27 protein-coding genes are annotated in these 25,100 nt (G+C 72.0%); 16 read left to right on the top strand and 11 right to left on the bottom strand.

Annotated elements, in window-relative coordinates; translation table 11 throughout:
- Window positions 1–172: 172 nt before the first annotated feature.
- From MXD64_RS03550 to MXD64_RS03525, 6 genes are read right to left on the bottom strand one after another with little or no spacing between them, the layout of a single operon-like run.
- Window positions 173–571: a PLD nuclease N-terminal domain-containing protein gene (locus tag MXD64_RS03550; RefSeq protein WP_263137137.1), complete on the bottom strand. Its 399-nt coding sequence runs from the start codon at window positions 569–571 to the stop codon at window positions 173–175.
- Window positions 568–1,245, bottom strand: coding sequence for a hypothetical protein (locus tag MXD64_RS03545; RefSeq protein WP_263137136.1), 678 nt, complete (start codon window positions 1,243–1,245; stop codon window positions 568–570). Before MXD64_RS03545 ends, MXD64_RS03550 begins: the two co-directional genes overlap by 4 nt.
- Entirely contained in the window at window positions 1,242–1,682 is a 441-nt protein-coding gene (locus MXD64_RS03540; protein ID WP_082509455.1) for a molybdenum cofactor biosynthesis protein MoaE, read from the bottom strand. Before MXD64_RS03540 ends, MXD64_RS03545 begins: the two co-directional genes overlap by 4 nt.
- Complete coding sequence (locus MXD64_RS03535) at window positions 1,679–2,191, bottom strand: MogA/MoaB family molybdenum cofactor biosynthesis protein (RefSeq protein ID WP_017886170.1); 513 nt, start codon at window positions 2,189–2,191, stop codon at window positions 1,679–1,681. The genes MXD64_RS03540 and MXD64_RS03535 overlap by 4 nt, the downstream gene beginning before the upstream one ends.
- Window positions 2,188–2,715 carry a cyclic pyranopterin monophosphate synthase MoaC gene (moaC, locus tag MXD64_RS03530; protein ID WP_214562478.1) on the bottom strand — a complete coding sequence of 176 codons (528 nt, stop codon included), beginning with the start codon at window positions 2,713–2,715 and terminating at the stop codon, window positions 2,188–2,190. The genes MXD64_RS03535 and moaC overlap by 4 nt, the downstream gene beginning before the upstream one ends.
- Complete coding sequence (locus MXD64_RS03525) at window positions 2,712–3,980, bottom strand: molybdopterin molybdotransferase MoeA (RefSeq protein WP_263137135.1); 1,269 nt, start codon at window positions 3,978–3,980, stop codon at window positions 2,712–2,714. The genes moaC and MXD64_RS03525 overlap by 4 nt, the downstream gene beginning before the upstream one ends.
- A 106-nt stretch (window positions 3,981–4,086) precedes the next feature.
- Here MXD64_RS03525 and MXD64_RS03520 point away from each other — a divergent pair, with 106 nt between their 5' ends.
- The 11 genes from MXD64_RS03520 to MXD64_RS03470 all read left to right on the top strand — a co-directional run bounded on the left by MXD64_RS03520 (window position 4,087) and on the right by MXD64_RS03470 (window position 16,195).
- Entirely contained in the window at window positions 4,087–5,046 is a 960-nt protein-coding gene (locus tag MXD64_RS03520; protein ID WP_056069237.1) for an MTAP family purine nucleoside phosphorylase, read from the top strand.
- Window positions 5,043–6,113: an NAD-dependent epimerase/dehydratase family protein gene (locus tag MXD64_RS03515; protein WP_214519095.1), complete on the top strand. Its 1,071-nt coding sequence runs from the start codon at window positions 5,043–5,045 to the stop codon at window positions 6,111–6,113. The genes MXD64_RS03520 and MXD64_RS03515 overlap by 4 nt, the downstream gene beginning before the upstream one ends.
- 384 nt (window positions 6,114–6,497) lie before the next feature.
- On the top strand, window positions 6,498–7,247 hold the full coding sequence (locus MXD64_RS03510) for a glycosyltransferase family 2 protein (RefSeq protein ID WP_017886175.1): 750 nt from the start codon (window positions 6,498–6,500) through the stop codon (window positions 7,245–7,247).
- On the top strand, window positions 7,244–7,909 hold the full coding sequence (locus MXD64_RS03505; RefSeq protein WP_214519093.1) for a TIGR04282 family arsenosugar biosynthesis glycosyltransferase: 666 nt from the start codon (window positions 7,244–7,246) through the stop codon (window positions 7,907–7,909). Before MXD64_RS03510 ends, MXD64_RS03505 begins: the two co-directional genes overlap by 4 nt.
- Entirely contained in the window at window positions 7,906–8,568 is a 663-nt protein-coding gene (locus MXD64_RS03500) for a class I SAM-dependent methyltransferase (protein ID WP_159557408.1), read from the top strand. The genes MXD64_RS03505 and MXD64_RS03500 overlap by 4 nt, the downstream gene beginning before the upstream one ends.
- A 101-nt stretch (window positions 8,569–8,669) precedes the next feature.
- Complete coding sequence (locus MXD64_RS03495; protein WP_214519091.1) at window positions 8,670–9,656, top strand: alpha/beta hydrolase; 987 nt, start codon at window positions 8,670–8,672, stop codon at window positions 9,654–9,656.
- Window positions 9,653–10,834, top strand: a complete 1,182-nt coding sequence (locus MXD64_RS03490) for a sensor histidine kinase (protein WP_263137134.1) — start codon at window positions 9,653–9,655, stop codon at window positions 10,832–10,834. Before MXD64_RS03495 ends, MXD64_RS03490 begins: the two co-directional genes overlap by 4 nt.
- Entirely contained in the window at window positions 10,831–11,427 is a 597-nt protein-coding gene (locus MXD64_RS03485) for a response regulator transcription factor (protein WP_042537815.1), read from the top strand. Before MXD64_RS03490 ends, MXD64_RS03485 begins: the two co-directional genes overlap by 4 nt.
- A 122-nt stretch (window positions 11,428–11,549) precedes the next feature.
- Window positions 11,550–11,795: a hypothetical protein gene (locus tag MXD64_RS03480; RefSeq protein ID WP_214519087.1), complete on the top strand. Its 246-nt coding sequence runs from the start codon at window positions 11,550–11,552 to the stop codon at window positions 11,793–11,795.
- Between the two features lie 146 nt (window positions 11,796–11,941).
- Window positions 11,942–13,561, top strand: a complete 1,620-nt coding sequence (pgm, locus tag MXD64_RS03475; protein WP_071251543.1) for a phosphoglucomutase (alpha-D-glucose-1,6-bisphosphate-dependent) — start codon at window positions 11,942–11,944, stop codon at window positions 13,559–13,561.
- A gap of 222 nt (window positions 13,562–13,783) precedes the next feature.
- Window positions 13,784–16,195, top strand: a complete 2,412-nt coding sequence (locus tag MXD64_RS03470) for an MDR family MFS transporter (protein ID WP_263137133.1) — start codon at window positions 13,784–13,786, stop codon at window positions 16,193–16,195.
- Between the two features lie 115 nt (window positions 16,196–16,310).
- On the opposite strand, the gene MXD64_RS03465 is transcribed toward MXD64_RS03470, so the two are convergent.
- Window positions 16,311–17,201 (bottom strand): DNA-methyltransferase, encoded by an 891-nt coding sequence (locus MXD64_RS03465; RefSeq protein WP_411512251.1) that lies wholly within the window; start codon window positions 17,199–17,201, stop codon window positions 16,311–16,313.
- Between the two features lie 93 nt (window positions 17,202–17,294).
- Here MXD64_RS03465 and MXD64_RS03460 point away from each other — a divergent pair, with 93 nt between their 5' ends.
- Window positions 17,295–17,585, top strand: coding sequence for a GNAT family N-acetyltransferase (locus MXD64_RS03460; RefSeq protein ID WP_017886185.1), 291 nt, complete (start codon window positions 17,295–17,297; stop codon window positions 17,583–17,585).
- 24 nt (window positions 17,586–17,609) lie between these two features.
- Here the strand turns inward: MXD64_RS03460 and MXD64_RS03455 are convergent, their stop codons facing one another.
- Window positions 17,610–17,939, bottom strand: a complete 330-nt coding sequence (locus MXD64_RS03455) for a hypothetical protein (RefSeq protein ID WP_017886186.1) — start codon at window positions 17,937–17,939, stop codon at window positions 17,610–17,612.
- A 176-nt stretch (window positions 17,940–18,115) separates the two neighbouring features.
- On the opposite strand from MXD64_RS03455, the gene MXD64_RS03450 reads away from it, so the two are divergent.
- Window positions 18,116–19,705: an AAA family ATPase gene (locus MXD64_RS03450; RefSeq protein WP_140448357.1), complete on the top strand. Its 1,590-nt coding sequence runs from the start codon at window positions 18,116–18,118 to the stop codon at window positions 19,703–19,705.
- A gap of 3 nt (window positions 19,706–19,708) precedes the next feature.
- Here MXD64_RS03450 and MXD64_RS03445 read toward each other — a convergent pair whose 3' ends face one another.
- The 3 genes from MXD64_RS03445 to MXD64_RS03435 form a co-directional block, all read right to left on the bottom strand.
- Window positions 19,709–20,758: a lipoate--protein ligase family protein gene (locus tag MXD64_RS03445; protein WP_111024937.1), complete on the bottom strand. Its 1,050-nt coding sequence runs from the start codon at window positions 20,756–20,758 to the stop codon at window positions 19,709–19,711.
- Between the two features lie 131 nt (window positions 20,759–20,889).
- On the bottom strand, window positions 20,890–21,348 hold the full coding sequence (locus MXD64_RS03440; protein ID WP_056069263.1) for a GNAT family N-acetyltransferase: 459 nt from the start codon (window positions 21,346–21,348) through the stop codon (window positions 20,890–20,892).
- 64 nt (window positions 21,349–21,412) lie between these two features.
- Window positions 21,413–22,282 carry an alpha/beta hydrolase gene (locus MXD64_RS03435; protein WP_263137132.1) on the bottom strand — a complete coding sequence of 290 codons (870 nt, stop codon included), beginning with the start codon at window positions 22,280–22,282 and terminating at the stop codon, window positions 21,413–21,415.
- A 106-nt stretch (window positions 22,283–22,388) separates the two neighbouring features.
- On the opposite strand from MXD64_RS03435, the gene MXD64_RS03430 reads away from it, so the two are divergent.
- The 3 genes from MXD64_RS03430 to MXD64_RS03420 all read left to right on the top strand — a co-directional run bounded on the left by MXD64_RS03430 (window position 22,389) and on the right by MXD64_RS03420 (window position 24,928).
- Window positions 22,389–23,549 carry an inorganic phosphate transporter gene (locus tag MXD64_RS03430; protein ID WP_056069266.1) on the top strand — a complete coding sequence of 387 codons (1,161 nt, stop codon included), beginning with the start codon at window positions 22,389–22,391 and terminating at the stop codon, window positions 23,547–23,549.
- An 11-nt stretch (window positions 23,550–23,560) separates the two neighbouring features.
- A complete protein-coding gene (locus MXD64_RS03425; RefSeq protein ID WP_017886192.1) occupies window positions 23,561–23,830 on the top strand; it encodes a hypothetical protein in 270 nt (89 codons plus the stop codon).
- Window positions 23,831–23,986: 156 nt separating this feature from the next.
- Window positions 23,987–24,928 carry an acetamidase/formamidase family protein gene (locus tag MXD64_RS03420; protein WP_071251538.1) on the top strand — a complete coding sequence of 314 codons (942 nt, stop codon included), beginning with the start codon at window positions 23,987–23,989 and terminating at the stop codon, window positions 24,926–24,928.
- Window positions 24,929–25,100: the final 172 nt, after the last annotated feature.

The following is a 25,100-nucleotide window of genomic DNA, read 5'->3' as shown; positions in this document are numbered from 1 at the left end:
GGTGCGGGGCGGGTGGTTGGAGCGGTTGGCCGACCGGCTCTGGTCGCACGGTGCGCGCTTGTTCAAGTGGTGCGAGGTTGCCCGCTTGGTGCGAGCTTGTAGCGGCACACGGAGCGCGCAACCTCGCACCAGTCGACAGAGGGCGCACGGTGCGTCGGCCTGGAGGCCCGGCTCAGCTCGCGGGAGCGGTGTCGCCCTCGCCCGCGGCTTCCTTCGCGCGCTTCAAGCGGGCCTGCGCTTCCCAGTACTCGATCTCGCGCTCGAGCTCGGCGAGCTCCTGCTCGGTGCCGGTCACGCGCTTCGTGCCGTGGGCACTGCGGGCGTCGCCGAGGGTGGCGTAGCGGTCCTCGTGGCGGGTCGGCTCGATGTAGCGACCGTGGTTCCGTTCGCCCGGAGCCCAGTCGTGGCCGATGGCGAACCAGACGATGCTGCCGATGACGGGGACCAGGATCACGAGGATCACCCACGCGATCTTCGGAAGGCCGCGGATCTGGTCATCCGTCTTCGTCAGGATGTCGATCAGGGCGAAGACCAGCAGGATGACGGTGATCCCGGGCAGCAAGACGCTCATGTTCGCGATTCTATGGATCCGCTTGGAGTCTCACCATTCCCCGAACGAGCGTCGTGGTTGCGAAGGTGCACAGGGTCAGCGTCGAGGTACCGGCGTGCGAGCACCGCGGACCGTGCCGTCCATGCGAACTGCCCCGCGGCGGGGATGCCACCCGCCAGGTAGACGGGCCAGAACGTGACGCCGGAGAACGCGAACGCCGCCCACACGGCGACGAGTCCCACGGTCAGCTGGAGGCCGGTGCCGTCGGCCAGTTCGACGGCTCGAGCCCGCACGATCATCAACCGATCGGCGGGGGCAGCGCGCCGCCCGGTCGCAGCCGCGGTCACCGCGCGCTGTTCGCGTTGCTGCAACGGCGCGAGCACCGGCGCAGGACGAGCTGCCACCCCGTTCCGTCTCCGGCGGATGCCGACCTGCACGGCCTCACTGATACCGGCCACGAAGCCCAGTGCGGCGACCGCCGCCGAGAGGGCGAAGCGCGCGTCGGAGCCGGTGGGCAGGACGATCGCCCCGACGCCGAGCACCACCAACACCAGCACGGTCGCCAGGACGAACCAACGGACCTGCAGGACAGCTCCCGGGGACTTCGCCGAGACGGCGCGAGCGCGTTCCTCGGACTCGACCCACCGGCGTTCCACCGCTGTCAGTCCGGCGTTCGGCCGTTCGGCAGATGTCACAGCGCCGCGACCCACTCGTCCGTCCCGTCGGTGAACCGCTGGTGCTTCCAGATCGGCACGCGCTCCTTCACCAGGTCGACCAGGGCACCGCACGCCGCGAACGCCTGCGCCCGGTGCGACGACGACACCGCTGCGGCGAGCGCGACGTCCCCGATGCCGAGTGCCCCGACCCGGTGCAGCACGGCGATCCGGACGTCGGGGTGGTCCTCGGCGATGGTCCGGGCGACCGCGGTGATGACGTCGTCGGCACTGGGGTGCCGCTCGTAGTCGAGTGCGGTGACGCCCTTGCCACCGTCGTGGTCTCGGACGATGCCGGCGAAGGTCACCACGGCGCCGTCCTGCTCGGTGGCCACCACGGCTGCGACCTCGTCGACGCTGATGTCGCGGTCGACGACGTCGGCGAGCACGACCCGTGCGGCGGCCTCGGTGCTGCTCACGAGGCGCTCCGCGGGGCGTGGCCCTCGCCGTGCACCTGGGCGACGACGTGGTCGAGCACACCGTCGAGCACGGCGAGCCCGTCGGACACCCCACCGCGCGATCCGGGCAGGGTGACGAGCAGGCAGCCGGCGTTCGTGACCCCGGCGACCCCGCGGGTGAGCAGCGCGGTCGGGCCGGCACCCGCGAGGCCGCGCCGACGGATCTCCTCGGTGATGCCGGGCAGTTCGAGGTCGATCAGGCTCGCCACGGCCTCGGGGGTCCGGTCGGTGGGGGTGACCCCGGTGCCGCCGGTGGTGATGACGACCCGGGCGTCGGCCAGGAGTTCGGCGGTGACGGTCTCGGTGATCGCGCCGCCGTCGGGGACGATGATCGGTTCGCTCGTGGTGAACCCGTGCTCGCGCAGCCAGTCGGCGATGACGGGTCCGGTGCGGTCGAGTTCGGGGTCGGCGGCGGCCTGCGTGGACACCACGACGACGGCGGCCCGGCCCCTGGTCGGCTCGGCGGTCATCGGTTGCTCCAGTCCCCGGAGCGTCCGCCGTGCTTCTCGAGCACGCGCACGTCCGTGATCACGGCCGCTCGGTCGACGGCCTTCACCATGTCGTACACCGTCAGCGCGGCGACGCTCGCCCCGGTCAGGGCTTCCATCTCGACGCCGGTGCGGGAGGTCGTTCGGACCGACACCTCGATCAGCACGCGGTCGTCGGAGCCGGTGATGTCGACCTGCACGCCGGCGATGGGCAGCGGGTGGCACAGCGGGATGAGGTCGGAGGTCTTCTTCACCGCCATGATCGCCGCGATGCGGGCGGTGCCGACGACCTCGCCCTTGGGCAGCGAGCCGTCGAGGATGCGTGCGACGACGTCGGGGCGGGTGACGACGGTGGCGGTGGCGGTGGCCGACCGGTCGGTGACGTCCTTCGCGGAGACGTCGACCATGTGCGCACTGCCGTCAGCGCGGACGTGCGACAGGTCGTCGGACTCGGCGTCGGCCTGGGCTCGGGACGAGCCGGGGTCGGACGGGGACTGCTCGGTCATCGGAGGCTCCAGACGGTCAGGGGGTCGCCGACCTCGACGGTGTCGACGCCGACGGGGACGTGCACCAGGTGGGTGGCGGCGGCGTAGTGGACGAGCAGGTGTGAACTCGGCCCACCGACGAAGTGCACGGCACCGTCCTGCACCCGGCCGCGACGGACCTGGTGCTTGCCGGCGGGTGAACCGGCAGCGGACGCTGCGGGCAGGACCTGCGTGGGCCGGTCCGCCGTGAGCCCGACGGCCGCGGCGAGCAGGGGGCGCAGGAACACCTCGAACGAGACGAGCGCCGACACCGGGTTGCCGGGGAAGGACACGACCGGAACGGCACGACCAGCAAGAGCGTCGACGCCCCCGCCCGCACCGAACACGACGCTGCCGAACGCCTGCGGCCCACCGGGTTGCATCGCGACCGGCGTCACCGCGAGCCCGCGGGGTTCGAGCGCCTGTCGCACGACCTCGTACGCCCCGGCGCTGATGCCCCCGGTGGTCAGCACGAGGTCGGCCCAGTCCCCCACGGCCGCATCGAGTGCCTGGTCGAAGGCAGCGACGTGGTCGGGCACCCGGACGGCCCGGGAGTACGCTCCGACCTGGGCCAGGGCGGCCCGCAGCGCGATGCCGTTCGCGTCGCCGATGGTCGCCGCGTCGGCATCGGCTCCCTGCAGCTCGGACCCGGTCGACACGACGAGGACCCGCAGCGCTCGGCGAACCGAGACGGTCGTCACCCCGGCCGAGGCCAGTGCCCCGAGCAGCGCCGGCGTCACCGCGGAACCGGCCGGAGCGAGCTCGGCACCGGCGAGCAGGTCGCTGCCGGTGCCCCGCACGAAGGTGCCGGCGGTCAGGTCGGCGGGCACCGTCACCCGGGGCAGCTCGAGCGCCGCCGGGAACGCGCCGGGCTCGATCGCCTCGACCGGGAACACCGCGTCGGCACCGGTCGGGATCCGCGCTCCGGTCATGATCGGCGCGGCCGTGCCGGGTTCGAGCGGCTCGGGCACCACGCCGGCCGGGATCGGGGCGACGACCCGGACCTGCTGCCCGGCGTCGGCGACCCGCACGGCGAACCCGTCCATCTGACTGTTGTCGAACGGCGGCAGCGGAACGGGCGACTGGACGGCCGCCGCGAGCACGCGGTGTGCGAACCCAGCACCCGCACCGGCGCCCTCGCCCGGGCCGGCGAGTTCGTCGAGCGGCAGTTCTTCTGCTCCGAGGCCCGCCACCACCGGCGCGAGCAACGCCGCCAGGTCGTCGCGGTGCTGACCGATCGTTCGCACAGGTGCCTCCGAACAGGGGTAGGTGGCGCCGCTCCCGGTTCGCCCGGTGGCGCCGTCAGTAGCGTATCCAGCGCGCAGCCCGCGCCGACGACCAACCGGAGGACCTGTGGAGAACGACGAAGCCGTGACGATCGGTGTCATCGGAGGCTCCGGCCTCTACCAGCTGTTCGAGGAGGGCACCGCCGACGAGCTCGACGTCCCGACCCCGTTCGGCCCGACCTCGAGCCCGATCAGCATCGGCACGATGTCCGGACGACGGGTCGCGTTCCTGACCCGCCACGGCCGTGAGCACTCCGTCGCCCCGCACCGCATCAACCACCGTGCGAACGTCTGGGCGCTCCGCTCGCTCGGCGTCCGCGCGATCGTGTCCTCGAGCGCCGTCGGCGGCCTGCACCCCGACTACGCCCCGGGCACCTTCGTCGTGACCGACCAGCTCATCGACCGCACCTGGGGCCGCGCCGACACGTTCTTCGAGGACGACGTGCAGCACCTGTCCTTCGCGGACCCGTTCGACCCGACGCTCCGCCGTGCGGCGATCGACGCCGTCGCCGGACTCGACGTGCCGTTCCGCCCGACCGGCACGTGCGTCGTCATCCAGGGTCCCCGGTTCTCCACCCGCGCCGAGTCCGTCTGGCTCCGCCAGGCCGGCGGCCACACCATCAACATGACGATGACGCCCGAGGTGCCGCTCGCCGCGGAACTGGGCATCGCGACCGTGAACCTGTCGTTCGTGACCGACGCCGACGCCGGCCTGGCCCCGACCGAGGACGAAGCCGCAGCCGACGCGGCAGCTGCAGCCGACGCCGCAGCCGCAGCCAGCGGCCCCGGCGTCGACGACGCCGGCGCCGTCGTCACCCACGCCCTCGTCATGGAACGCCTCGCTCGCGCCAACGAGGTCATCGTCCGCGCCATCGGCCAGATCGTCGCCGCGATCCCCGACGACTTCACCCCGCGCGAACTCGTCCCCACCAGCGCGAGCGCCAGCATCATGCAGACCCAGCCCACGGGTGCGACACCCACGCAGGCCCAGCCCGCTGCCACCGCCACCACGGGCGCGACCGCATGAGCCGCCTCCTCGTCACCGGCGGCGCGGGCTTCATCGGCTCCGCGATCGTCCGTCGTGCCCTGGCCGACGGCCACGAGGTCCGCGTCCTCGACTCCCTGCGCGACGACGTGCACGGCGACCCCGCCGAGGTCATCCGCGCCCACCAGCAGCAGGGCATCGCGTTCGTGCACGGCGACGTCCGTGACCGGGTCGCCCTCGACGCCTCCCTCGACGGCATCGACGTCGTGTGCCACCAGGCCGCCAAGGTGGGCCTGGGCGTGGACTTCCAGGACGCCCCCGACTACGTCTCGTCGAACGACGCCGGCACCGCCCACGTCCTCGCCGGCATGGACCGGCACGACATCGGCCGGCTCGTCGTCGCCAGCTCGATGGTCGTCTACGGCGAGGGTGCGTACACCACCGCGTCCGGCGAACCCACCCGTCCGCCGGCCCGCCGCCGCGAGGACCTCGACGCCGGCCGCTTCGACCCGATCGGGCCCGACGGTCAGCCCCTGCTGCCCGGCCTGATCGACGAGTCCGCCGCGCTCGACCCCCGCAACGTGTACGCGCAGACGAAGGTCGCGCAGGAGCACCTGGCCTCGAGCTGGGCGCGTGCCACGGGCGGCCGCGCGATCGCGCTCCGCTACCACAACGTCTACGGACCGGGCATGCCAGCGAACACCCCCTACGCCGGTGTCGCGTCCCTGTTCCGCTCGGCGCTGGCCCGCGGCGAGGCCCCCCGGGTCTTCGAGGACGGCGCCCAGCGACGCGACTTCGTGCACGTCGACGACGTCGCCGGCGCGAACGCCGCCTCGATCGCGGCGACCGCCGACCTGCCGTCGGACACCTTCCGCGCGTACAACGTCGGCTCGGGCACCGTGCACACCATCGGCGACATGGCCGCGGCGATCGCCGGACCCGACGGCCCGCAGCCGGTCGTCACCGGCGAGTACCGACTGGGCGACGTCCGCCACGTCACGGCGAGTTCGGCACGCATCGCCGCCGAGCTCGGCTGGCACGCCGGGGTCGACTTCGAAGCAGGCATGCGCGACTTCGCGACGGCTCCGCTCCGCAGCGCCGTCCGCTAGCCGGAACACGCGAGCGGGTCGCGCGCCGCGAGCGGCGCCTGAGAGCGCGACCAGCCGTCGGACGGGAGGCCCGTGGCGGCCCCGCCCCGCGCCTCCCGTCCGCAGTCCCCACCACCACGGCCACGCAGGACGCCGTCGTGTCGGCAACACGCCCCCTGGCGCGCGAGACGCCGCCGCATTCGGCGGCGTCTCGACGACACGACGGCGTCTTCTGGCACCCGCACACGCGACACGAACGCACCCTGTCCCCCGTACTGGGGACCCGGCCGGCACCGAACGCGCGGAACGACCAGGACCCGGCAGTTTCCTGTACCCCGCGGCGCATCGTCGTGTTGTGTCGAGGACATGCCAGGACAGACCCGTCGATCCGACCGACCGCACCGAATGACGGACATGACTGTCGACGTGATCCTGCCCTGCCTCGACGAGGCGGACGCCCTGCCGAAGGTCATCGCACGGCTCCCCACGGGCTACCGGGCCATCGTCGTCGACAACGGATCGACCGACGGATCGGCCGACGTCGCCCGCGCCCACGGCGCCCTCGTCGTGACCGAACCCGTCAAGGGCTTCGGCTCGGCCTGCGCCGCCGGCGTCGCCGCGGCGACCGCCGACTTCGTCGCGTTCTGCGACGCCGACGCCTCGATGGACCCCGCCGAACTCCCGCCCCTGGTCGACCGCGTGGCCAGCGGCCGCGTCGACCTGGCACTCGGCCGCCGCGTCCCGACGGGCCGCGGTGCGTGGGCTCCGCACGCACGCTTCGCGAACCGCGTCCTCGCCGTCCTCATGCACCGCGCGACCGGTTACCGCCTGCGCGACCTCGGCCCGATGCGCGTGATGCGCCGCGAGGACCTCGTCTCCCTCGACCTGCGCGACCGTCGCAGCGGCTACCCGCTCGAGATGGTCCTGGCCGCCCACGCGGCCGGTTGGCGCGTCGACGAGTCCGACATCGGGTACGCGCAGCGCATCGGCGACAGCAAGGTGACCGGCACGCTCCGCGGCACCGTCAACGCGGTGCGGGACATGTCCCGCCTGCTCCGTGCGTACCGCCGGGAGGCCCGTGTCCGGGTCGTCGCACCGGGACCGCTCCGGCAGGCGGCCGAGTCCGCCCCCGTGGCCGAGGAGGCCCGCTCGTGACCGCCGCCGACGCCCACGGCACCGACGCTGCGCGCGCCGGCGTGACCATCGCCGTCGTGGCGAAGGAGTGCCTGCCCGGCAAGGTGAAGACCCGGCTGACCCCGGCGCTCTCCCCCGAGGGCGCCGCACGTGTCGCGTCCGCGAGCCTCGGCGACACGCTGGCGACCGTCCGGGCCCTGCCCGCGGCGCGTCGTGTCCTGTTCTTCGACGGCGACGTCGTGCCGGCGTCGGCCGACGGCTTCGAGGTGCTGCACCAGCCCGGTGGCGGTCTGGACGAGCGCCTCGGGTTCCTGTTCGACGCCGTCGACGGCCCGCTGCTGCTCGTCGGCATGGACACCCCGCAGGTGTCCACCGCGGACCTCGCGCCCGTGTTCGACGATGCTGTCCGCGATGCCTGGTTCGGCCCGGCCGAGGACGGCGGCTTCTGGTCGCTGTACCTGCGACAGCCCACCGGCGACCTGCTGCGCGGCGTGCCGATGTCGCGCGACGACACCGGAGCCGTGCAGCTGGCACGACTGACCGACGCCGGCCTCGACGTGGGCGTGCTCGGCGAGCTGCTCGACGTCGACACCATGCCGGACGCCGAGCGGGTCGCCGACCTCGCACCCGACTCCGACTTCACCCGAGCACTCCGTGCCGAGACCGTGGGGAGCACCCGATGACCATGCACGCACCCGTCTCGTTCGGTGCCGGCGGCGGCGAACCGTACGCCCGTGCCCTGCGCACCGACGGCCACCTGCGCCTCACCGACGCCGACCGTCCCGACGCCGTCACCACGATGGACGTCGGCCGCTGGAGCGCCGCCGCCGACCGCGTCGACCGCTCGCTGCTCGACGACGTCGACGGCGGGGTCATCGACATCGGCTGCGGGCCGGGCCGGATGCTCGTCGCAGCACGGTCCCGGGGCATCCCAGCGCTCGGCGTGGACGTCTCCGCCGAGGCCGTCGCCATCGCGCAGCGCTCCGGCGGCACCGCCCTGCAGGGCTCCGTGTTCGATGCCGTACCCGACGAGGGCCACTGGGACACCGCGCTCGTGATCGACGGCAACATCGGCATCGGGGGCGACCCCACGGCCCTGCTCGCCCGTTGCCGTGCGATCGTGCGCGCCGGCGGCCGGGTCATCGTCGAGACGAACCCCGAGGTCGCGGCCGACCGCGTGTACACCGCCCGGGTGGTCGACGCCGACGGCAACGAGAGCGCCGGGTTCCCGTGGGCCGAGGTCGGGCTCGACGCCCTGCACCGGCACGCAGCCGAAGCCGGACTGGTCGCGCGGCAGAGCTGGACGGCCGAGGGCCGGAACTTCTGCGAGCTGCTCGCCTGACCGGACCGTGGCACGATCGACCGTGACATCCGTCACGGTCGATCGTGACACCGGGGCACATCCGCTCCGCGCCCCGCGCCGTTTGACTGATCGGACCCGCCGTGCTGACCCCGCGCGGCCCGATCGAGACGAGCTCCGTGCGGAAGTCCCTGCGCATCACCCTGATCACCCTCGGCGCACTGGTGGCGGTCCCGGTCCTCGCCCTGGCGACGACGACGGTCGTCAACGTCGTCGCGACCCACGTCGAGGCATCCGAGATCGACGACTACGGCGAGCGCGTGCCCGTCGACGGCAAGCGGATGAACGTCGTCGTCCGCGGCGCCGGCACCACGTCCGACACGGGGACGATCGTGCTCCTGCCGGGGCTCGGCACCGCCGCCCCCGGGCTCGACTTCGGGCCGCTCATCGACCAGCTCGCCCGCTCGCACCGGGTCGTCGCCGTCGAACCCTTCGGTACCGGGCTGAGCGACCAGACCGACGTCCCGCGGACCGCGGCGAACATCACCCGCGAGGTCCACGAGGCCCTGCAGCACCTGCACGTCGACCGGTACGTGCTGATGGGCCACTCGGTCGCGGGCATCTACGCGCTGCCCTACACGGAGCGGTACCGCGACGAGGTGACCGCCTTCGTCGGCATCGACAGCAGTGTGCCGCGGCAGTCGAGCTGGGACGAGCCGATCCCGACCGGCACGATCGTCGCCCTCGATCGGCTCGGCCTGCTGCGCGCACTCGGCGGAGCGTCGTCGGACACGTACGGCGACGCCTACGACGACGGGACGAAGCGCCAGATGCAGCTGCTCTCGGCGAAGAACGGTGCCGCCCCGACGATCATCGACGAGATGCGGCACGCGCCGGAGAACTTCCGGTCCGTCGAGGACTCGCGGTTCCCCACCGACCTGCCGGTGCTGTTGTTCGTGCGGACCAACGACGACGACGTGCCGAACTGGGTCCGGCTGCACGAACGTCAGGCCGCGAGCGTGGAACACGGCCGGGTCATCGGACTGGTCGGCGACCACTACCTGCACCACACGTTGTCGGAACGGATCGCCAGGGACACCGACGCGACCCTCGCTACCCTGGGCGCGTGACGCAACCCGGGCAGGAGCCGCCCCGCGCCGACGCCGACGTCCGGGTCGTCCACTGGTCCTCGGTCGCGTCGCTGTGGCTCGTGGTGCTGGTGGGCTGCGGCGCGCAGGTCCTGATCGGCACAGACAGTCCGCCGACAGCGCGGACCCCCGTGCTCGTCGTGCTCACCGTCGCCGCGACGGTGGCGGCGCTCGCATCGATCCCGCTGCTGCTCCGTCCCGCCGGTGCGGCGTCGGCGCGCCACCCGGCCGTGCTCGCCCTGCTGGTGCTCGCGGTCGCCACGTGGGTGGTCTCGCTCGTCCCGTCGGCGACCGGCTCCGCGTGGTCGTTCACCCTGGCGATCGCGGGCGGCACGGTCGGCTGCCTGCTGCGGGGGTGGGCCCGGGTCACCGTGCTCGCCGGCACCGTCGTCCTGCTGGTCGGGGCAGCCGACGCCCGCGCCGAGCCCGCCGAACTCGTCCTGGTCGGGACCCTCGCGCTCTTCGCCTTGATGCCGCTCAGCGTCGTCTGGATCCACCGTGTCGTGCTCCGGCTCGAAGCCGCACGTCGCACCGCCTCCGACCTCGCCGTCGCCGAGGAACGACTCCGCTTCGCCACCGACCTGCACGACATCCAGGGCCACCACCTGCAGGTCATCGCGCTGAAGAGCGAGCTCGCCGAACGGCTGCTCGACGCCGACCCCGAGCGTGCCCGGGGTGAGCTGTCCGACATCCGGACCGTGGCGCGGGAAGCGCTCGAGGACACCCGGGCGCTCGTCGGCGGTTACCGCACCGTGACGGTGGCGGTCGAGGCCCGGAACGCCGCAGCTGTCCTGCGGTCGGCGGGGGTCGACTGCCGCGTGCGGCTCGAGACCGCCGGCATGCCCGACGCGGTCGGCGCCCTGTTCGCCGTCGCGATCCGCGAGGCCGCGACGAACACCATCCGGCACAGCCACGCCAGCACCGCGTCGATCGAGCTGCTGCGCGACGGCGACGCCTGGGCCCTCACGGTGGCGAACGACGCGCCGCGGTCGTCCGAACGGCCGGGCACTGGGACCGGGACCGGGACCGGGACGGGCATCGACGGGCTCCGGCAGCGCGTCACGCCACACGGTGGGACGGTCCACGTCGACCGGCGTGCGGACCGCTTCACCCTGGTGGTCCGCATCCCGGCCCCCGCACGAGCGGTGGTGTCCACGTGATCAGGATCGTGATCGCCGATGACGAGGAGCTCATCCGCGGCGCACTCGTCGCCCTGCTCGGCCTGGAACCCGACCTCGAGGTCGTCGCCGACGTCCCCGACGGTGCCGCAGCGGTGGCCGCAGCCCGGAGACACCTGCCGGACGTCGTCCTGCTCGACCTCGAGATGCCCGTCCTCGACGGCATCGAGGCCGCTCGTGCGCTGTCGGACACGATGCCCACGGTGATCGTCACCCGCCACGCGCGGCCGGGAACCCTCCGACGTGCCCTGTCCGCCGGGGTCCGCGGCTTCGTCCCGAAGTCCACGCCGGCCGCCCGGCTGGCCGAGATCATCCGCGACGTGGCGGCGGGCGAGCGGTACATCGACGCCGGTCTCGCGGCGGCTGCGCTCAGCGAGGACGAGAGCCCGCTCACCCCGCGCGAGGCCGACGTCCTGCGCTGCACCCACGACGGACTCGCGACGAAGCAGATCGCCCGGGAGCTCTCGCTCGCGCACGGCACGGTCCGCAACCACCTGTCGTCGGCGATCGCGAAGCTGCACGTCGACAACCGCGTCGCAGCGGCAGCCGCGGCCTGGGACCGAGGGTGGATCTGACCGATCCGCCCTTCTTTTGCATAATGCAAGACAACGGGGTAGAGTGGTGGTCATCCAGCCGACGGCGTCGCGGTCGCCGGCTCGGTGACCCGCGGACCTCGGCACGACGACGAGGAGCACCCATGCAGAACCGTCAGAACCCCCTGGGCGGCGCCTACGTGACCGGCCTCGAGCCCCGCGCCGAGCTCGGCGCCTTCACGGGCGACGCGACCCGCAGCCCCGTCGGCAGCTACACCGGCACCGGCATCGGCCGCGCACTCGGCCGCTTCGTCGACACGCAGTTCCGCCGTCCCGGCACCGCGACGTCCTCGTCGCGCACCGTGACCGGCTCGTTCCGCACGGCGACGGGTTCGTTCCGCACCGCCTGAGGCGCCTGCCTCCACAGACTGCGAGCGGTCGTCCACCCCGGGGGTCCCCCCTCAACCCGGGTGGGGCGGCCGCTCGCTCGCGTCCTCGCCGGAGTCTCGCGCACTTCCCCCGAACGCGTCAGGGTCGCCGATGCCAGGATGGACGCATGAACGACCGCGCCGGCACCCCAGCGACCGCAGACGACCTCGTCGACCTGGACGAGCTCCTCGCCGCCTACCACGACCGAGTGCCCGACGTCTCGATCCCCGAGCAGAAGGTCGTGTTCGGCACGTCCGGACACCGCGGGTCGTCGCTCGACACCGCCTTCAACGACACCCACATCGCCGCCATCACGCAGGCGATCGTCGAGTACCGCCGCGAGCAGGGCACCGACGGCCCGCTCTTCATCGGCCGCGACACCCACGCGCTCTCCGCCCCGGCCGAGCAGACCGCTCTGCAGGTCCTGGCCGCCAACGGCGTGCGCGTGCTCGCCGACAGCGCGGACGGCTTCGTGCCGACGCCCGCGCTGAGCCACGCGATCATCCGCTACAACCGCGCCGGCAACCCGGACACGGCGGACGGCATCGTCATCACGCCGAGCCACAACCCGCCCCGCGACGGCGGCTTCAAGTACAACCCGCCGCACGGTGGCCCCGCGGACAGCGACGCCACGAGCTGGATCGCGAACCGGGCGAACGCGATCATCGAGGGCGGCAACGCCGAGGTGCAGCGCACCGAGGACGCCGAGCCCGAGCGCTACGACTTCCTCAACACGTACGTGGCCGACCTCGAGAACATCATCGACATCGCGGCGATCAAGCAGGCCGGCGTGAAGATCGGCGCGGACCCGCTCGGTGGCGCCTCGCTGCCGTACTGGAACGCCATCCGCGACCACTACGGCCTCGACCTGACCGTCGTGAACCCCGAGGTCGACCCCACGTGGGCGTTCATGACCCTCGACTGGGACGGCAAGATCCGGATGGACCCGTCGAGCCCCTCGGCGATGGCCTCGGTGCTCGCCCGCAAGGACGACTTCGACGTGCTCACCGGCAACGATGCCGACTCCGACCGGCACGGCATCGTCACGCCCGACGGCGGGCTGATGAACCCGAACCACTACCTCGCGGTCGCGATCGAGTACCTCTACGCGCACCGACCCGAGTGGCGCGACGACGCCGCGATCGGCAAGACGCTGGTGTCGTCGAGCATCATCGACCGCGTCGCCGAGTCCCTGGGCCGTCGCCTGTGGGAGGTCCCGGTCGGCTTCAAGTGGTTCGTCCCCGGCCTGATCGACGGCTCCGTGGCCTTCGGCGGCGAAGAGTCCGCAGGTGCGTCCTTCCTGCGCACCGACGGCACCGCGTGGACGACGGACAAGGACGGCATCATCCTGGCGCTCCTGGCGTCCGAGATCGTCGCCGTGACCGGCAAGACCCCGTCGCAGCTCTACGCCGAGCTGACCGAACGCTTCGGCGCCCCGGTCTACCAGCGCGTCGACGCCGCGGCCTCGAAGGAGCAGAAGGCCCGCCTCGGCAAGCTCGACGGCGACGCCATCACCGCGGACACCCTGGCCGGGGACCCGATCACCGCGAAGCTGTCGAAGGCCCCGGGCAACGACGCTGCCGTCGGCGGCGTGAAGGTCGTCACCGACAAGGCCTGGTTCGCCGCGCGGCCGTCGGGCACCGAGGACGTCTACAAGATCTACGCCGAGAGCTTCGTCGGGCAGGAGCACCTCGAGCAGGTGCAGCGCGAAGCCAAGGAGATCGTCGACGCGGCACTGGGCGCCTGACGCCCTCGTCGGTCGGGCTGCGGGACTCGGTTCCCGCAGCCCGACCGCCGGAACCGAACCGGGCCTCCAGGCCGTGCGCCGCAGGGGTGAACCGGGCGTACCGTGACTGCCGATCCACTCAGGAAGCGGTCTCGGTGTGACCGAGCACTTGCGGCAGTTGTAACTTTGCAGGCAGCGCAAAAATCGTTCTGCCAGCGCATCGGTACCCGGGAGACCCTGCTCATGACCCAGACGGCGACCGCACCCGCGGCCCCCACCACGGCGTCCAACGTCGTGATGACGCACCGACAGATCCTGTTGGTGATCTACGGCCTGATGGCCGGCATGTTCCTCGGCGCCCTCGACCAGACCATCGTCGGCACCGCGATCCGCACCATCGGCGACGACCTGCACGGCCTCGACCAGCAGGCCTGGGTCACCACCGGGTACCTCATCGCCTCGACGGTGACGACCCCGATCTACGGCAAGCTCTCCGACATCTTCGGTCGCCGGCCGCTCTTCATCACCGCGATCGGCATCTTCATCGTCGGCTCGTTCGCCGCGTCGTTCTCGGACTCGATGCTCATGCTCGCCGGGTTCCGCGCGCTGCAGGGCCTGGGTGCCGGTGGCCTGATGTCCCTGCCGCTGGCGATCATGGGCGACATGCTCGCCCCACGCGAGCGGGCGAAGTACCAGGGCTACTTCCTGGCGGTCTTCGGCATCTCGTCGGTCATCGGGCCGCTCGTCGGTGGTGTCTTCGCCGGCGCCGACCAGCTGCTGTTCATCGCCGGCTGGCGCTGGGTCTTCCTGATCAACGTGCCGATCGGCGTCATCGCGCTGTTCATGGTGCTGACGTTCCTGCACCTGCCGAAGTTCGGCAACCGCGGCAAGCCCCGCATCGACTGGTGGGGCGCGACGCTCGTCATCGTCACCCTCGTGCCACTGCTGCTCATCGCCGAGCAGGGCCGCGAGTGGGGCTGGGACTCCCCCGCCGCGTTCGCCTGCTACGCCATCGGAGCCCTCGGCCTGATCGCGTTCATCATCGTCGAGCGGGCCATGGGCGACGACGCGATCCTGCCGATGAAGCTGTTCGGGTCACGGGTCTTCTCGATGTCCGCGATCCTGTCCGTGCTGGTCGGCTTCGGCATGTTCGGCGCGATGCTGACGATCCCGCTCTACCTGCAGATCGTGAAGGGCGTGACCCCGACGGAGTCCGGGTTCGCGATGCTGCCGATGGTGCTCGGACTGATGATCTCGTCGATCGCCTCCGGCCAGATCATCTCGAAGACCGGCAACTACCAGGTGTTCCCCGTCACCGGCACCGCGTTCACGGCCGTCGGCTTCACCGTCCTGACGTTCCTGACCGCCGACCGGCCGCTCTGGTTCCTGATGCTCGGCATGTTCCTGATCGGCCTCGGGCTCGGGCAGCTCATGCAGACGCTGACCCTCGCCGCGCAGAACTCGGTCTCCCCCCGGGACATCGGTGTCGCCACGAGCGCCGCGACGTTCTTCCGCCAGATCGGCGGCACCATGGGCACCGCCGTCCTGCTCTCCGTGCTGTTCACCCTGATGCCGACCAACATCAGCGCCGCCATGCAGAACGAGTCGGACCTGAAGAGCGCGCTCAACGCCGCGATGACCCCCTCGGTCGCGAACGCCTCGAAGAACCAGGGCGTGATGGACGAGATCTGGACGAAGATCGTCGACCCGGTGCAGCAGAACGTGCAGGACGGCCTCGACCAGGGCGCCGCGCAGGCGAAGCAGGCAGCCGACGCCGCCGTGACGAAGCAGGTGACCGCAGCCGTGCAGCGGCAGGTCGCCGCGGGCACCGTCCCCGCAGCCGCCGCGGACACGATCATCGCCCAGCAGGTCGACGACGCGAAGCCCGCCGCCGAGCAGCAGGCGCTCGAGACCGCCGCCACGAAGGCGAACGCCTCGGTCGTCGACGGGAAGCTGCAGATCGACTACTCCGACCGGGCGCAGCGGGAGAACGTCGTCGACCAGGTCGCGCCGACGCTCGTCAAGCAGCTCAAGAGCGGCGACTCGGCCGCGAACTCCTCCACCGACTCGGCGACGAGCGACACGTCGTTCCTGAACGGGGCCGACCCCCGTCTCAGCCGTCCGTTCCTGGTCGGGTTCAGCGACTCGGCCGTCCGCGTGTACTACGTCGGACTCGCGGTGATCCTGCTCGCGTTCGTGCTGACGTGGTTCTTCCGGGTGCCGCCGCTCCGCAAGACCTCGGCGTTGCAGGAGCAGGCCGACGCGGCACGGACCGCCGACGCCGCGGCTGCTGCTCCGGGCGCCGGGCCGGAGCCGACGGTGCCGGGTGCGTCCTCGCGCGACGTGCCGACCTCACCGGACGTGACACCGCAGCCCCGGTCCGCTCGGGCGCCCGGAGCAGCCGGAGCACCCGACGGTGCGGACGACACCCGCGCGCCGCTGCCGAACGCCACGACGCACGGTGCCCACTCGGCGGCTGCGCCGGTCGACGAGCCCCCGACGACGACCGGTGCCATCCGGACCCGGGCTGCGCACGCGGCGACGGCCGTGGAGCCGGGCGCCCCCGGGGCCGCAGCCGATGCGGCGGAGGCGAGCCGGGCCTCCCGGCCGGACGCTGACGACGTGCACGCACACGGGCGGCACTCGGCCGAGTAGTCGGCGCGGGCGCCCGCCCGCTGATGCCGAACGACGAGGTCGCTGTCGCACGACGGCGACCTCGTCGCATCTGCGCGGATGCACCCGTCGCGGCCGCGAGAGCGACTCCGTCGCCTCAGACCGCCGGCGCCGCGTCCCCCGCCGCTGCCGCCGGTGCTCCGGCAACCTCGAACGAGGCCCCCGGCAACCGCTTCCGCATCACGTCGATCGCCGACGGGTTGTCGTCCACCAGCACGTACCGCCGCCCGAGCGCCTGTGCCACCGCACCCGTGGTCCCGCTGCCTGCGAAGAAGTCGAGGACCCAGTCGCCCTCGCGTGAGGACGCCTGCACGATCCGCCGCAGCACCCCCTCGGGCTTCTGCGTCGGGTAGCCGGTCTTCTCACGGCCGGTCGGCGAGACGATCGTGTGCCACCACACGTCGGTGGGCAGCTTGCCGCGCTCGCGCTTCTCAGGGGTGACGAGCCCCGGTGCCATGTACGGCTCGCGGTCGACGGCCTCGGAGTCGAACCAGTACCGTGCCGGGTCCTTCACGTAGACCAGGATCGTGTCGTGCTTCGTGGGCCACCGGGTCTTGGACTTGGCGCCGAAGTCGTAGGCCCAGACGATCTCGTTCAGGAACGATTCGCGGCCGAAGAGCGCGTCGAGCAGCACCTTGGCGTAGTGCGACTCGCGGTAGTCGAGGTGCAGGTACAGCGTGCCGTCGGCGGCGAGCAGGCGCCAGGCCTCGATGAGGCGGGGTTCGAGGAACGACCAGTAGTCCTCGAACCGGTCGTCGAAGCGCATCAGGTCGCCGCGCACCCGTTCGTAGGTCCGGCCGTGGAACCCCATCACGGGGCCGTCGGCCTTCGGCACGGCGGACGTCGCGTGCCGGCGCTGGTACCGGCCGGTGTTGAACGGCGGGTCGAGGTACACCAGCGTGAAGGAGCCGTCCGGGTACGCGGCGACCACATCGAGGGCGTCGCCGAGGACGACGCGGTCCGGGCCTCGGTCGTCTCCCCTGCGCACGGACCCATTGTCGCGCACCGAGCAGGCACGCGGCGCGCGGCGCAGGCCTCCAGCACAGAGCGCACGCCCCGGCCGCGGCGTACGGTCGACTGCATGGCAGCAGCACCCGAGGTCCGCAACGACACCGACAAGCAGCAGTACTCCCTGGTCGAGGACGGCGAGGTCATCGGCTTCGCCGCGTACGAGATCGACGGGGACGAGATCCGCTTCGTGCACACCGAGGTCGATCCCGAGCACCGCGGCGGCGGGCACGCGTCGATCCTGGTGCAGCACGCGCTCGACGACGTGCGTTCCGGGTCGTCGCGACGTGTCGTCGCGCAGTGCAGCTACGTGCACGCGTGGATCGAGCGGCACCCGGACTACCAGGAGCTCACGACCCGCTGAGCGAGCAGCACGACGCGCAGAAGCTCAGTACGACCGGTCGTGCGTCCCCGCGCGTGCCTCGTGTCGCCCGGCGCTCCGCACCGTCGGCACCCGGATGAGCACGTTGCCGCTGAGCAGGTCGTGGTCATCGTCCGCCGGTGACGGTGCCTGTTTCGGCAGGCGCGCCTGCCGTTCGTACTCGGCTTGCGTCTCGTGCCGGGTCGGTGCGAACACCTCGTCCAGCATCCCGACCATGCCTCCGGATCCGCCGCTCCGCTGAGATTTGTTCGACAGGTCGATCCACCCCAAGCGATCGGCGATCCACACCACGACGGCCACAGCGGCCACCGCCCCCATGAAGATCAACCAGTTCACGGCAGCGACGCTACGTGGGCCGGGCGACGAGCGGATCAGCCGCGCGGGGGATTCCCATCATCCACACGTCTGGTTCATGAGATCGAGGCGCACACTCGAGGCAGCGGCGGCCGGGACGTCCCCCCTCAGCTCCGGCCGCCGCGTCACCGGACACATCGGCGTGCCATGATGACGCCGTGCTCGACGACGCAGACCGGGACCTCATGCGGGCGTTCGCCCGTTACATCGACCACGCGAACGAACTCGCGGGGACTGAGCAACGTGCGGTCCTGACGCCGATCGGCGAACGGGTCCGCGACCACCTGGGTGTCGATCCGCAGTCGATCCCGGTGGTCACCGAGGAACTCCCCGACCACCGCCTGGTCGACGCGGACATCGCGCTCGAAGCCCTCACCGGCGCGCGCCCGGATGCGCTGATCGGCATCGCGGGCGACGACTCCCGGTTCCACAGCTCCGTCAGCGAGTTCCTCGCGAACCAGCACATGCAGTGGGCACCGGGGCCGGTCAGCTACACCGACCGCGCCACCGGCCCGGACACCACGCGCCGAGTGGTGTCCCTGGGCCTCCGCATGCTCGTCTTCGACGGATCACCCGTGGCGGTCGTCCAGCGTGCGGCCAACCCGGAGTACGGCCGGGCACGTGCGACGCTCGAGGTCATCGCGGCCGACCAGGACGCCGCCGCGGCGTTCCTGCGGCGCCTCCGCGCACTCATGATCGAGCGCAGCGTCCTCCGCGGCCAGGTCCTGTCGTTCGTGCGCTCCGAGTACGGCGCCGACGCCGGCGCGACGTTCCTGCGGCGCCCCGACATCGCCGCCGCCGACGTCGTGCTGGCCGACGGCGTCCTGGACGAGGTGGTCGACCACGTCGTCGGGATCGGCGACCAGCGCGAGGCGCTCCTCGCTGCCGGGCAGCACCTCAAGCGTGGTGTCCTGCTGTACGGCCCGCCCGGTACCGGCAAGACCCTGACGATCCGACACCTGCTCACCCGGACCGAGGGCGTGACGGCGGTCCTGCTCACCGGTTCGAGCATCGCGGCGATCGGGGCGGCGGCGGAGATCGCGCGGACCTTCCAACCGTCGATCGTCGTGCTCGAGGACATCGACCTGGTCGCGATGGAACGGCACGCGTCGCCGCAACCGCTCTTGTTCGAGGTGCTCGACGCGCTCGACGGCCTGGACGGGGATGCCGACGTCGCCTTCGTCATGACCACGAACCGCGTGTCCGTCCTCGAACGTGCCCTGGCCGACCGGCCCGGACGTGTCGACCTCGCCGTGGAGATCCCCCTGCCGGGTCTGCCGGAGCGCCGGCGGCTGTTCCGTCGGTACGCCGGCGCGCTGCCGTTCTCGGACGAAGCCCTGGCCGGTGCCGCCGAGCGCGCCGAGGGGACGACCGGCTCGTTCGCGAAGGAGCTCATGCGTCGGAGCGTCCTCGGCGCGGCCCTGCGCGGAGCCGAACCGGAGGACGGCGACCTGGTCGCCGCGCTCGACTCGCTCCTGACCGAACGGTCGGCACTCACCCGGAAGCTGCTCGGCGTCCGAGGCGAAGCGGACGACCACGAAGCGGACCACGAATCGGACGACGACGAGGCGGACGACGAAGCGGATGACGACGAGGCTGGCGATCCGGACGACGACGACGACGGCTCCGCCGACACCGGCCGGTGGGTGGCCTACGCCCCGCTCGCCCGCCACAGCTTCCGCCCGGGACCGGTCGACGGCCGGGTCGACCTCACACTGCGGTCCGACGACGAGGACGACGAGCGCTGAGGCTCACGGCACCCGCTCGAGCCACTCCTTCGTCGCGAACTTCGTCCGCACCAGTTCCTGCGCCCGCTCGCGCTCGGCCTCGGTCACGTGTCCCTCGGTCGCCCCGTACAGCCGGGTGAAGGTGCCGATCAACCGTTCGATGATCTCGGCGCGGGACAGCCCGGTCTGTGACCGCAGCGGGTCGACGCGCTTGGCGGCACTGGTGGTGCCCTTGTCGCTCATCTTCTCGCGCCCGATCCGCAGCACCTGCACCATCTTCTCGCCGTCCATGTCGTAGCTCATGGTGGCGTGGTGCAGCAGCGACCCGGTGCCGAGACGCTTCTGAGCGGCCCCGCCGATCTTGCCCTTGGTCGAGGTGATGTCGTTGAGGGGCTGGTAGTACGCCTCGATGCCGAGCGACTTGAGCGCCTCGATCACCCATTCGTCGAGGAACGCGTACGAGTCGGCGAAGGTCATGCCCTGCACCAGGTCGGACGGCACGTAGAGCGAGTACGAGATGACCGCACCGGCGTCCATGAACATCGCGCCGCCGCCGGAGATGCGTCGGACCACCTGCACGCCGTACTTCTCGGCGCCGGCCGGGTCGACCTCGTTCTTCAGCGACTGGAACGAGCCGATCACGACGGCCGGCTGGTCCCACTCCCAGATGCGCAGGGTCGGGCCACGGCGTCCGGCGCCGACCTCTTCCGTGAGCACCTGGTCGAGCGCGAGGTGCTCGTTCGGGCTGATCGGCCCCTCGTGCACGATCTGCCAGTCGTGGTCGCGCCAGGTCGAGGCCCGCGACAGCGCACGGCGCACCGCGACGCCGACGGACTCGGGCGTGAAGCCGAGCAGCACGGCGTCGGTCGGCAGTGCGGCCCGCACGGCTGCGGCGATGCCCGCGGCGTCGGTGGTGACGGGGAGCCCGTTCACGGCCGCGTCGATGAGCGGCAGCGCGTCGTCGGGTTCCAGGAAGAAGTCACCCGCCAGGCGGAACTGCTGGATCGTGCCGTCGACGACCTCGAGGTCGACGACGACCAGCTTGCCTCCGGGGACCTTGTACTCACCGTGCATGCCGCAACCCTATTCCGGACGGCCGACGGCCCGGCAGTGGGCCTGCCTGGTGACGGCCTGGAGGCGCGTGGCGGCGCCGCCACGGGCCTCCAGTCCGTCGCCGGCCGCGTCGCAGGACCCGGCGAGCGCCGTCAGCGCAGCAGCTTCTCGAGGTACTCCGACGATTCGCGTTCGGACACCTCGCGATCGTCATCATCAACGTAGGTGTACTCGTACTCCTCGACCTCTCCGGTCGCGACGTACCCCAAGCGCTCGTAGAGCCGGCGGGCAGAGGGGTTGTCGACGGCGACTCCGATGCGGAGTACTCCTCGGTCCTCCGCTGCGGCCTCGCTTGCCGCGATGATCGCTGTCCCGACACCCTGACCCCGGTACCGAGCATCGACTCGCAGGTTGCGGAGCTCGGGTCGGGGTCCCGCTGTCACCTCGCCAGAGCCGACCGGAACCCCGTCGACCCAGGCGACGAGCACCGACAGCGCGCCCCGCACCTGTTCGGTGTAAGCGCTCCGGACGTAGTTCCGGGTCGGCGGTTCGCGGGCTTCGATCGAAGCGAGCGACGCCTCGTCAAGGCGTCTGACAACGACTTCGCTCATGAGACCTTCTCTTCTGGACTCGATGCCCCTGCCTGCTCGACGTCAGGCGCATTCCTCGGCTGCGTCAGCGCGCGGTCACCCGGTCGAGCCACGCGACCAGGTCGCCGATGACCTCGGCGCGGTTGGTTTCGTTGTAGACCTCGTGGCGCGCGCCCTCGTACACCTGCACGGTCACGTCGGACAGCCGGCCGCGTCGGCGGTACGCCTGCGCCAGACGCTCGATCGAGCGCGGACCCCCGAGGGTGTCGTCGGAGCCGACCTGCAGCAGCATCGGGAGGTCGTGCGGGATCCCCCGCCGCGGCACGCCGAGCAGCCGGAGGGTGTCGGCGAGCCCGAACAGCCCGATGACGTCGGCCTCGACCGCCAGGGGGTCGACCGCCATCGCGTCGATGATCTTCCGGTCGCGGGTCAGCCACTCGTACTTGGTGGGCCCGGACCCCGCGTGCCGGGCGTTGAGGTCGCCGCTGTTCATCCAGCCGGGCAGCCGGTAGGCGCTCGCGGACAGGACGACGCCGTCGTAGCGGTCCGACGAGGTGTTCACGATCCGCTGGGCCATCAGCGACCCCCACGAGTGCCCGAGCAGCACGAGCGGCAGCCTGGGTTCGTCGGCCCGCGCGACCGCGCTCATCTGCTCGACCGCGGCGATCGCCGCGCGCAGGCCGCCGGGGCCGAGCCTGCCGAGCTTGGCGTGGTCGCCGTCCCACTGGGCAAGGCCCGTGCGACCGTGCCCGCGGTGGTCGTTGGCGTGCACGGTGTAGCCGGCGCGCACCAGGTCCTGCGCGAGCGGTTCGTAGCGGAGCCCGTGCTCGCCGACGCCGTGGGCGATCTGCACGATCCCCTTCGGCCGCGCCGCACGCCAGGTCGAGTAGACGATCTCGACGCCGTGCGCGTCGGTGAACGAGGCGTCGCCGCGAGCGGCGGAGAAGGTGGGCACACTCGCATCCTTTCAGACACTGCCATCCTCGCAGACGCGCTGCGTCCCGGACCTGTTCACCCGGCGTTCACGCGGCGGGTTCGAGGTGTGGCCTAGCGTCCTGCGCATGGACGTCATCGTCATCGTCACGCTCGTGATCGTCGTGGCCCTCGTGTTCGACTTCACGAACGGCTTCCACGACACCGCGAACGCCATGGCCACCTCGGTCGCTACCGGCGCGCTCAAGCCCCGGACGGCGGTGATCATCTCCGCCGTGCTCAACGTGGTCGGCGCGTTCCTGTCCACCGAGGTCGCCAAGACCGTCTCGCAGGGGATCATCCGCGAGGGGCAGGACGGCATCCACATCTCCCCCACGATGATCTTCGCGGGGCTGGTCGGCGCGGTGCTCTGGAACCTGGCGACCTGGTACGTCGGGCTGCCGTCGTCCTCCACGCACGCGCTGTTCGGCGGCCTCATCGGTGCCTCGATCATCGGCGCCGGGCTCAACTCGATCAGCTGGGCGACGGTGGTGTCGAAGGTCGTGCTGCCGGCGCTCCTCTCCCCGCTCATCGCCGCGGTGATCGCGCTGGTCGCGACCTACCTGGCCTACGTGCTCACGAAGAACGCGACGACCCACGGTGCGGCGACCGGCTTCCGGCACGGGCAGACGATCTCGGCGTCGCTGGTGTCGCTCGCGCACGGCACGAACGACGCGCAGAAGACGATGGGCGTCATCACGCTGACACTCATCGCCGCGAACTACCAGGCCGCGGGCACCGGTCCGGCGCTCTGGGTGATCCTGGCCTGCGGACTCGCGATCGGCCTCGGAACCTACATGGGCGGCTGGCGCATCATGCAGACCGTCGGCAAGAAGATCTCCGACGTGCAGTCGCCGCAGGGCTTCGCCGCCGAGACGAGTTCCGCCGCGACGATCCTCATCTCCTCGCACCTGGGCTTCGCGCTCTCGACGACCCACGTGACGAGCGGCGCGGTCGTCGGGTCGGGGCTCGGCAAGAAGCTCGCCGACGTGCACTGGTCGGTCGTCGGACGCATCGTCGCGGCCTGGGTCATCACGCTGCCCGCCGCCGCGGTGGTCGGAGCCCTCGCGACCTGGCTCGCGTCGACCTCGGCGTTCGGGCTGGTGCTCGTCGCGGTCCTCGCCCTGGCTGCTGGGCTCACCTTCTACGTGTTGGCGAAGCGCAAGCCGGTCTCGCACGAGGACATCACCGCCGACGCAGCCGGGCCGACCGAGCAGCCCGAGCCGCAGCCGACCGGCGCAGCGAACTGAGGGGAACGACGATGGACATCGACTTCACCGCGATCGGCACGGTCGCCGGCGTCGGCTTCGTGGCCGCCGTGGGCCTGGTGCTCGTGTACACGCTCGGCCTGCGGCTGCTCGGCACCGGGCAGCCGGACGACGCCGGCGGCGAGCGCACGCAGTACTCCGACGAGAGCCCCCGCTCCGGGCACACCCCGCCGGCGGCACTGGCCGGTGCCGTGCTGTGCTTCGCGCTGTGCATCGCCGCCGTGCTGGCGGGCATCTGGCTCACGATCCCCCAGTTCCACTGAGGACGTTCCTTCCCAGAACACCCGCGATGACTGGTGGAACCGGGCGTACCTGGTCAGAACTCCCGACCAGGTACGCCCGATCCGACCAGGGACGCCCGGAACGCCCCGCAACGCCCCGCCCCGCCCAGCGCCCGCACCACCTGGGATGATCGAGCGGTGACCAGCCACCGCCTCGACGCCACGGTCGACTCCGCCGTCGACGTCTTCACCGCCGAACGCCAGCCGGTCCTGACCGTGGAACCGGGCGACACGGTGACGGTCCGTACCCTCAGCGCCGCGGGCTACACGGAACGCCAGCCGGGCCCGGGCCTCGACGCCCCGACCCTGATCGACCCGCGCCGGGGGCACTGCCTGGTCGGGCCGATCGCCGTCGCAGGAGCGCGTCCGGGGATGGTCCTGGCGGTGCGCTTCGACGAGCTGGTCCCCGACGACTGGGGGTACACGGCCTCGGGCGGGGTCGACTCCCCCGTCAACCGCACGCTCGGCCTGACCGACCCGGGGTCGCGCGGCCCGCTGCTCTGGGACATCGATGCCGCCGCTGGCGTCGCCGTGAACCAGCTCGGCCTCGGGGTCCGGACGGCACCGTTCCTCGGCGTCGTCGGGGTCCCGCCCGAGGCCACCGGCGAGCACTCGACGATCCCGCCCCGCACGGTCGGCGGCGGCAACGTCGACTGCCGTGAGCTGATCGCCGGCTCGACCCTGTACCTGCCCGTCACGGTGCCGGACGCTCTGCTCCAGGTCGGCGACGGGCACGCGGCCCAGGGCGACGGCGAGGTCTCCGGAACGGCGGTCGAGTGCGGCATGACGACGACGATGACCCTGACGCTCCTCGATGTTGCCCCGGTCGAGGGTGTGCACGCCGACACCCCCGCGGGACGCATCACCTTCGGCTTCGACGCCGACCTGAACGTCGCCACCGCCACGGCGCTCGACCACATGGTCGACTGGATCGCCGGGCTGCACGGGATCGGCCGCGCCCAGGCGCTCGCGATGGCGAGCGTCGCGGTGAGCATGCGCATCACGCAGGTCGCGAACCGCACCTGGGGCGTGCACGCGCTGCTCCCGCACGACGCGATCCTGACGGACGCACGGCGCTGAAGGCCGGGAGGCCCGCCCAGCGCGAGCCGACCGGCGCACGCTGGGTGGGCCTCCCGTCCGACGTTCCTTCCCATCGCACCCGCGCTGGGAAGCGGGAACGGGCGTCCCTGGCCGGGAGAACCGACCATGGACGCCCGTTTCGACCAGGTACACCCGAGAACCAGTTCGTTCG

The organism is Curtobacterium sp. Arg-1 (assembly GCF_025643395.1).
Classification (GTDB): Bacteria; Actinomycetota; Actinomycetes; order Actinomycetales; family Microbacteriaceae; genus Curtobacterium; species Curtobacterium poinsettiae.
The sequence above is the reverse complement of the archived record's forward strand: the minus strand, read 5'-3'. Positions and strand labels throughout refer to the sequence as shown.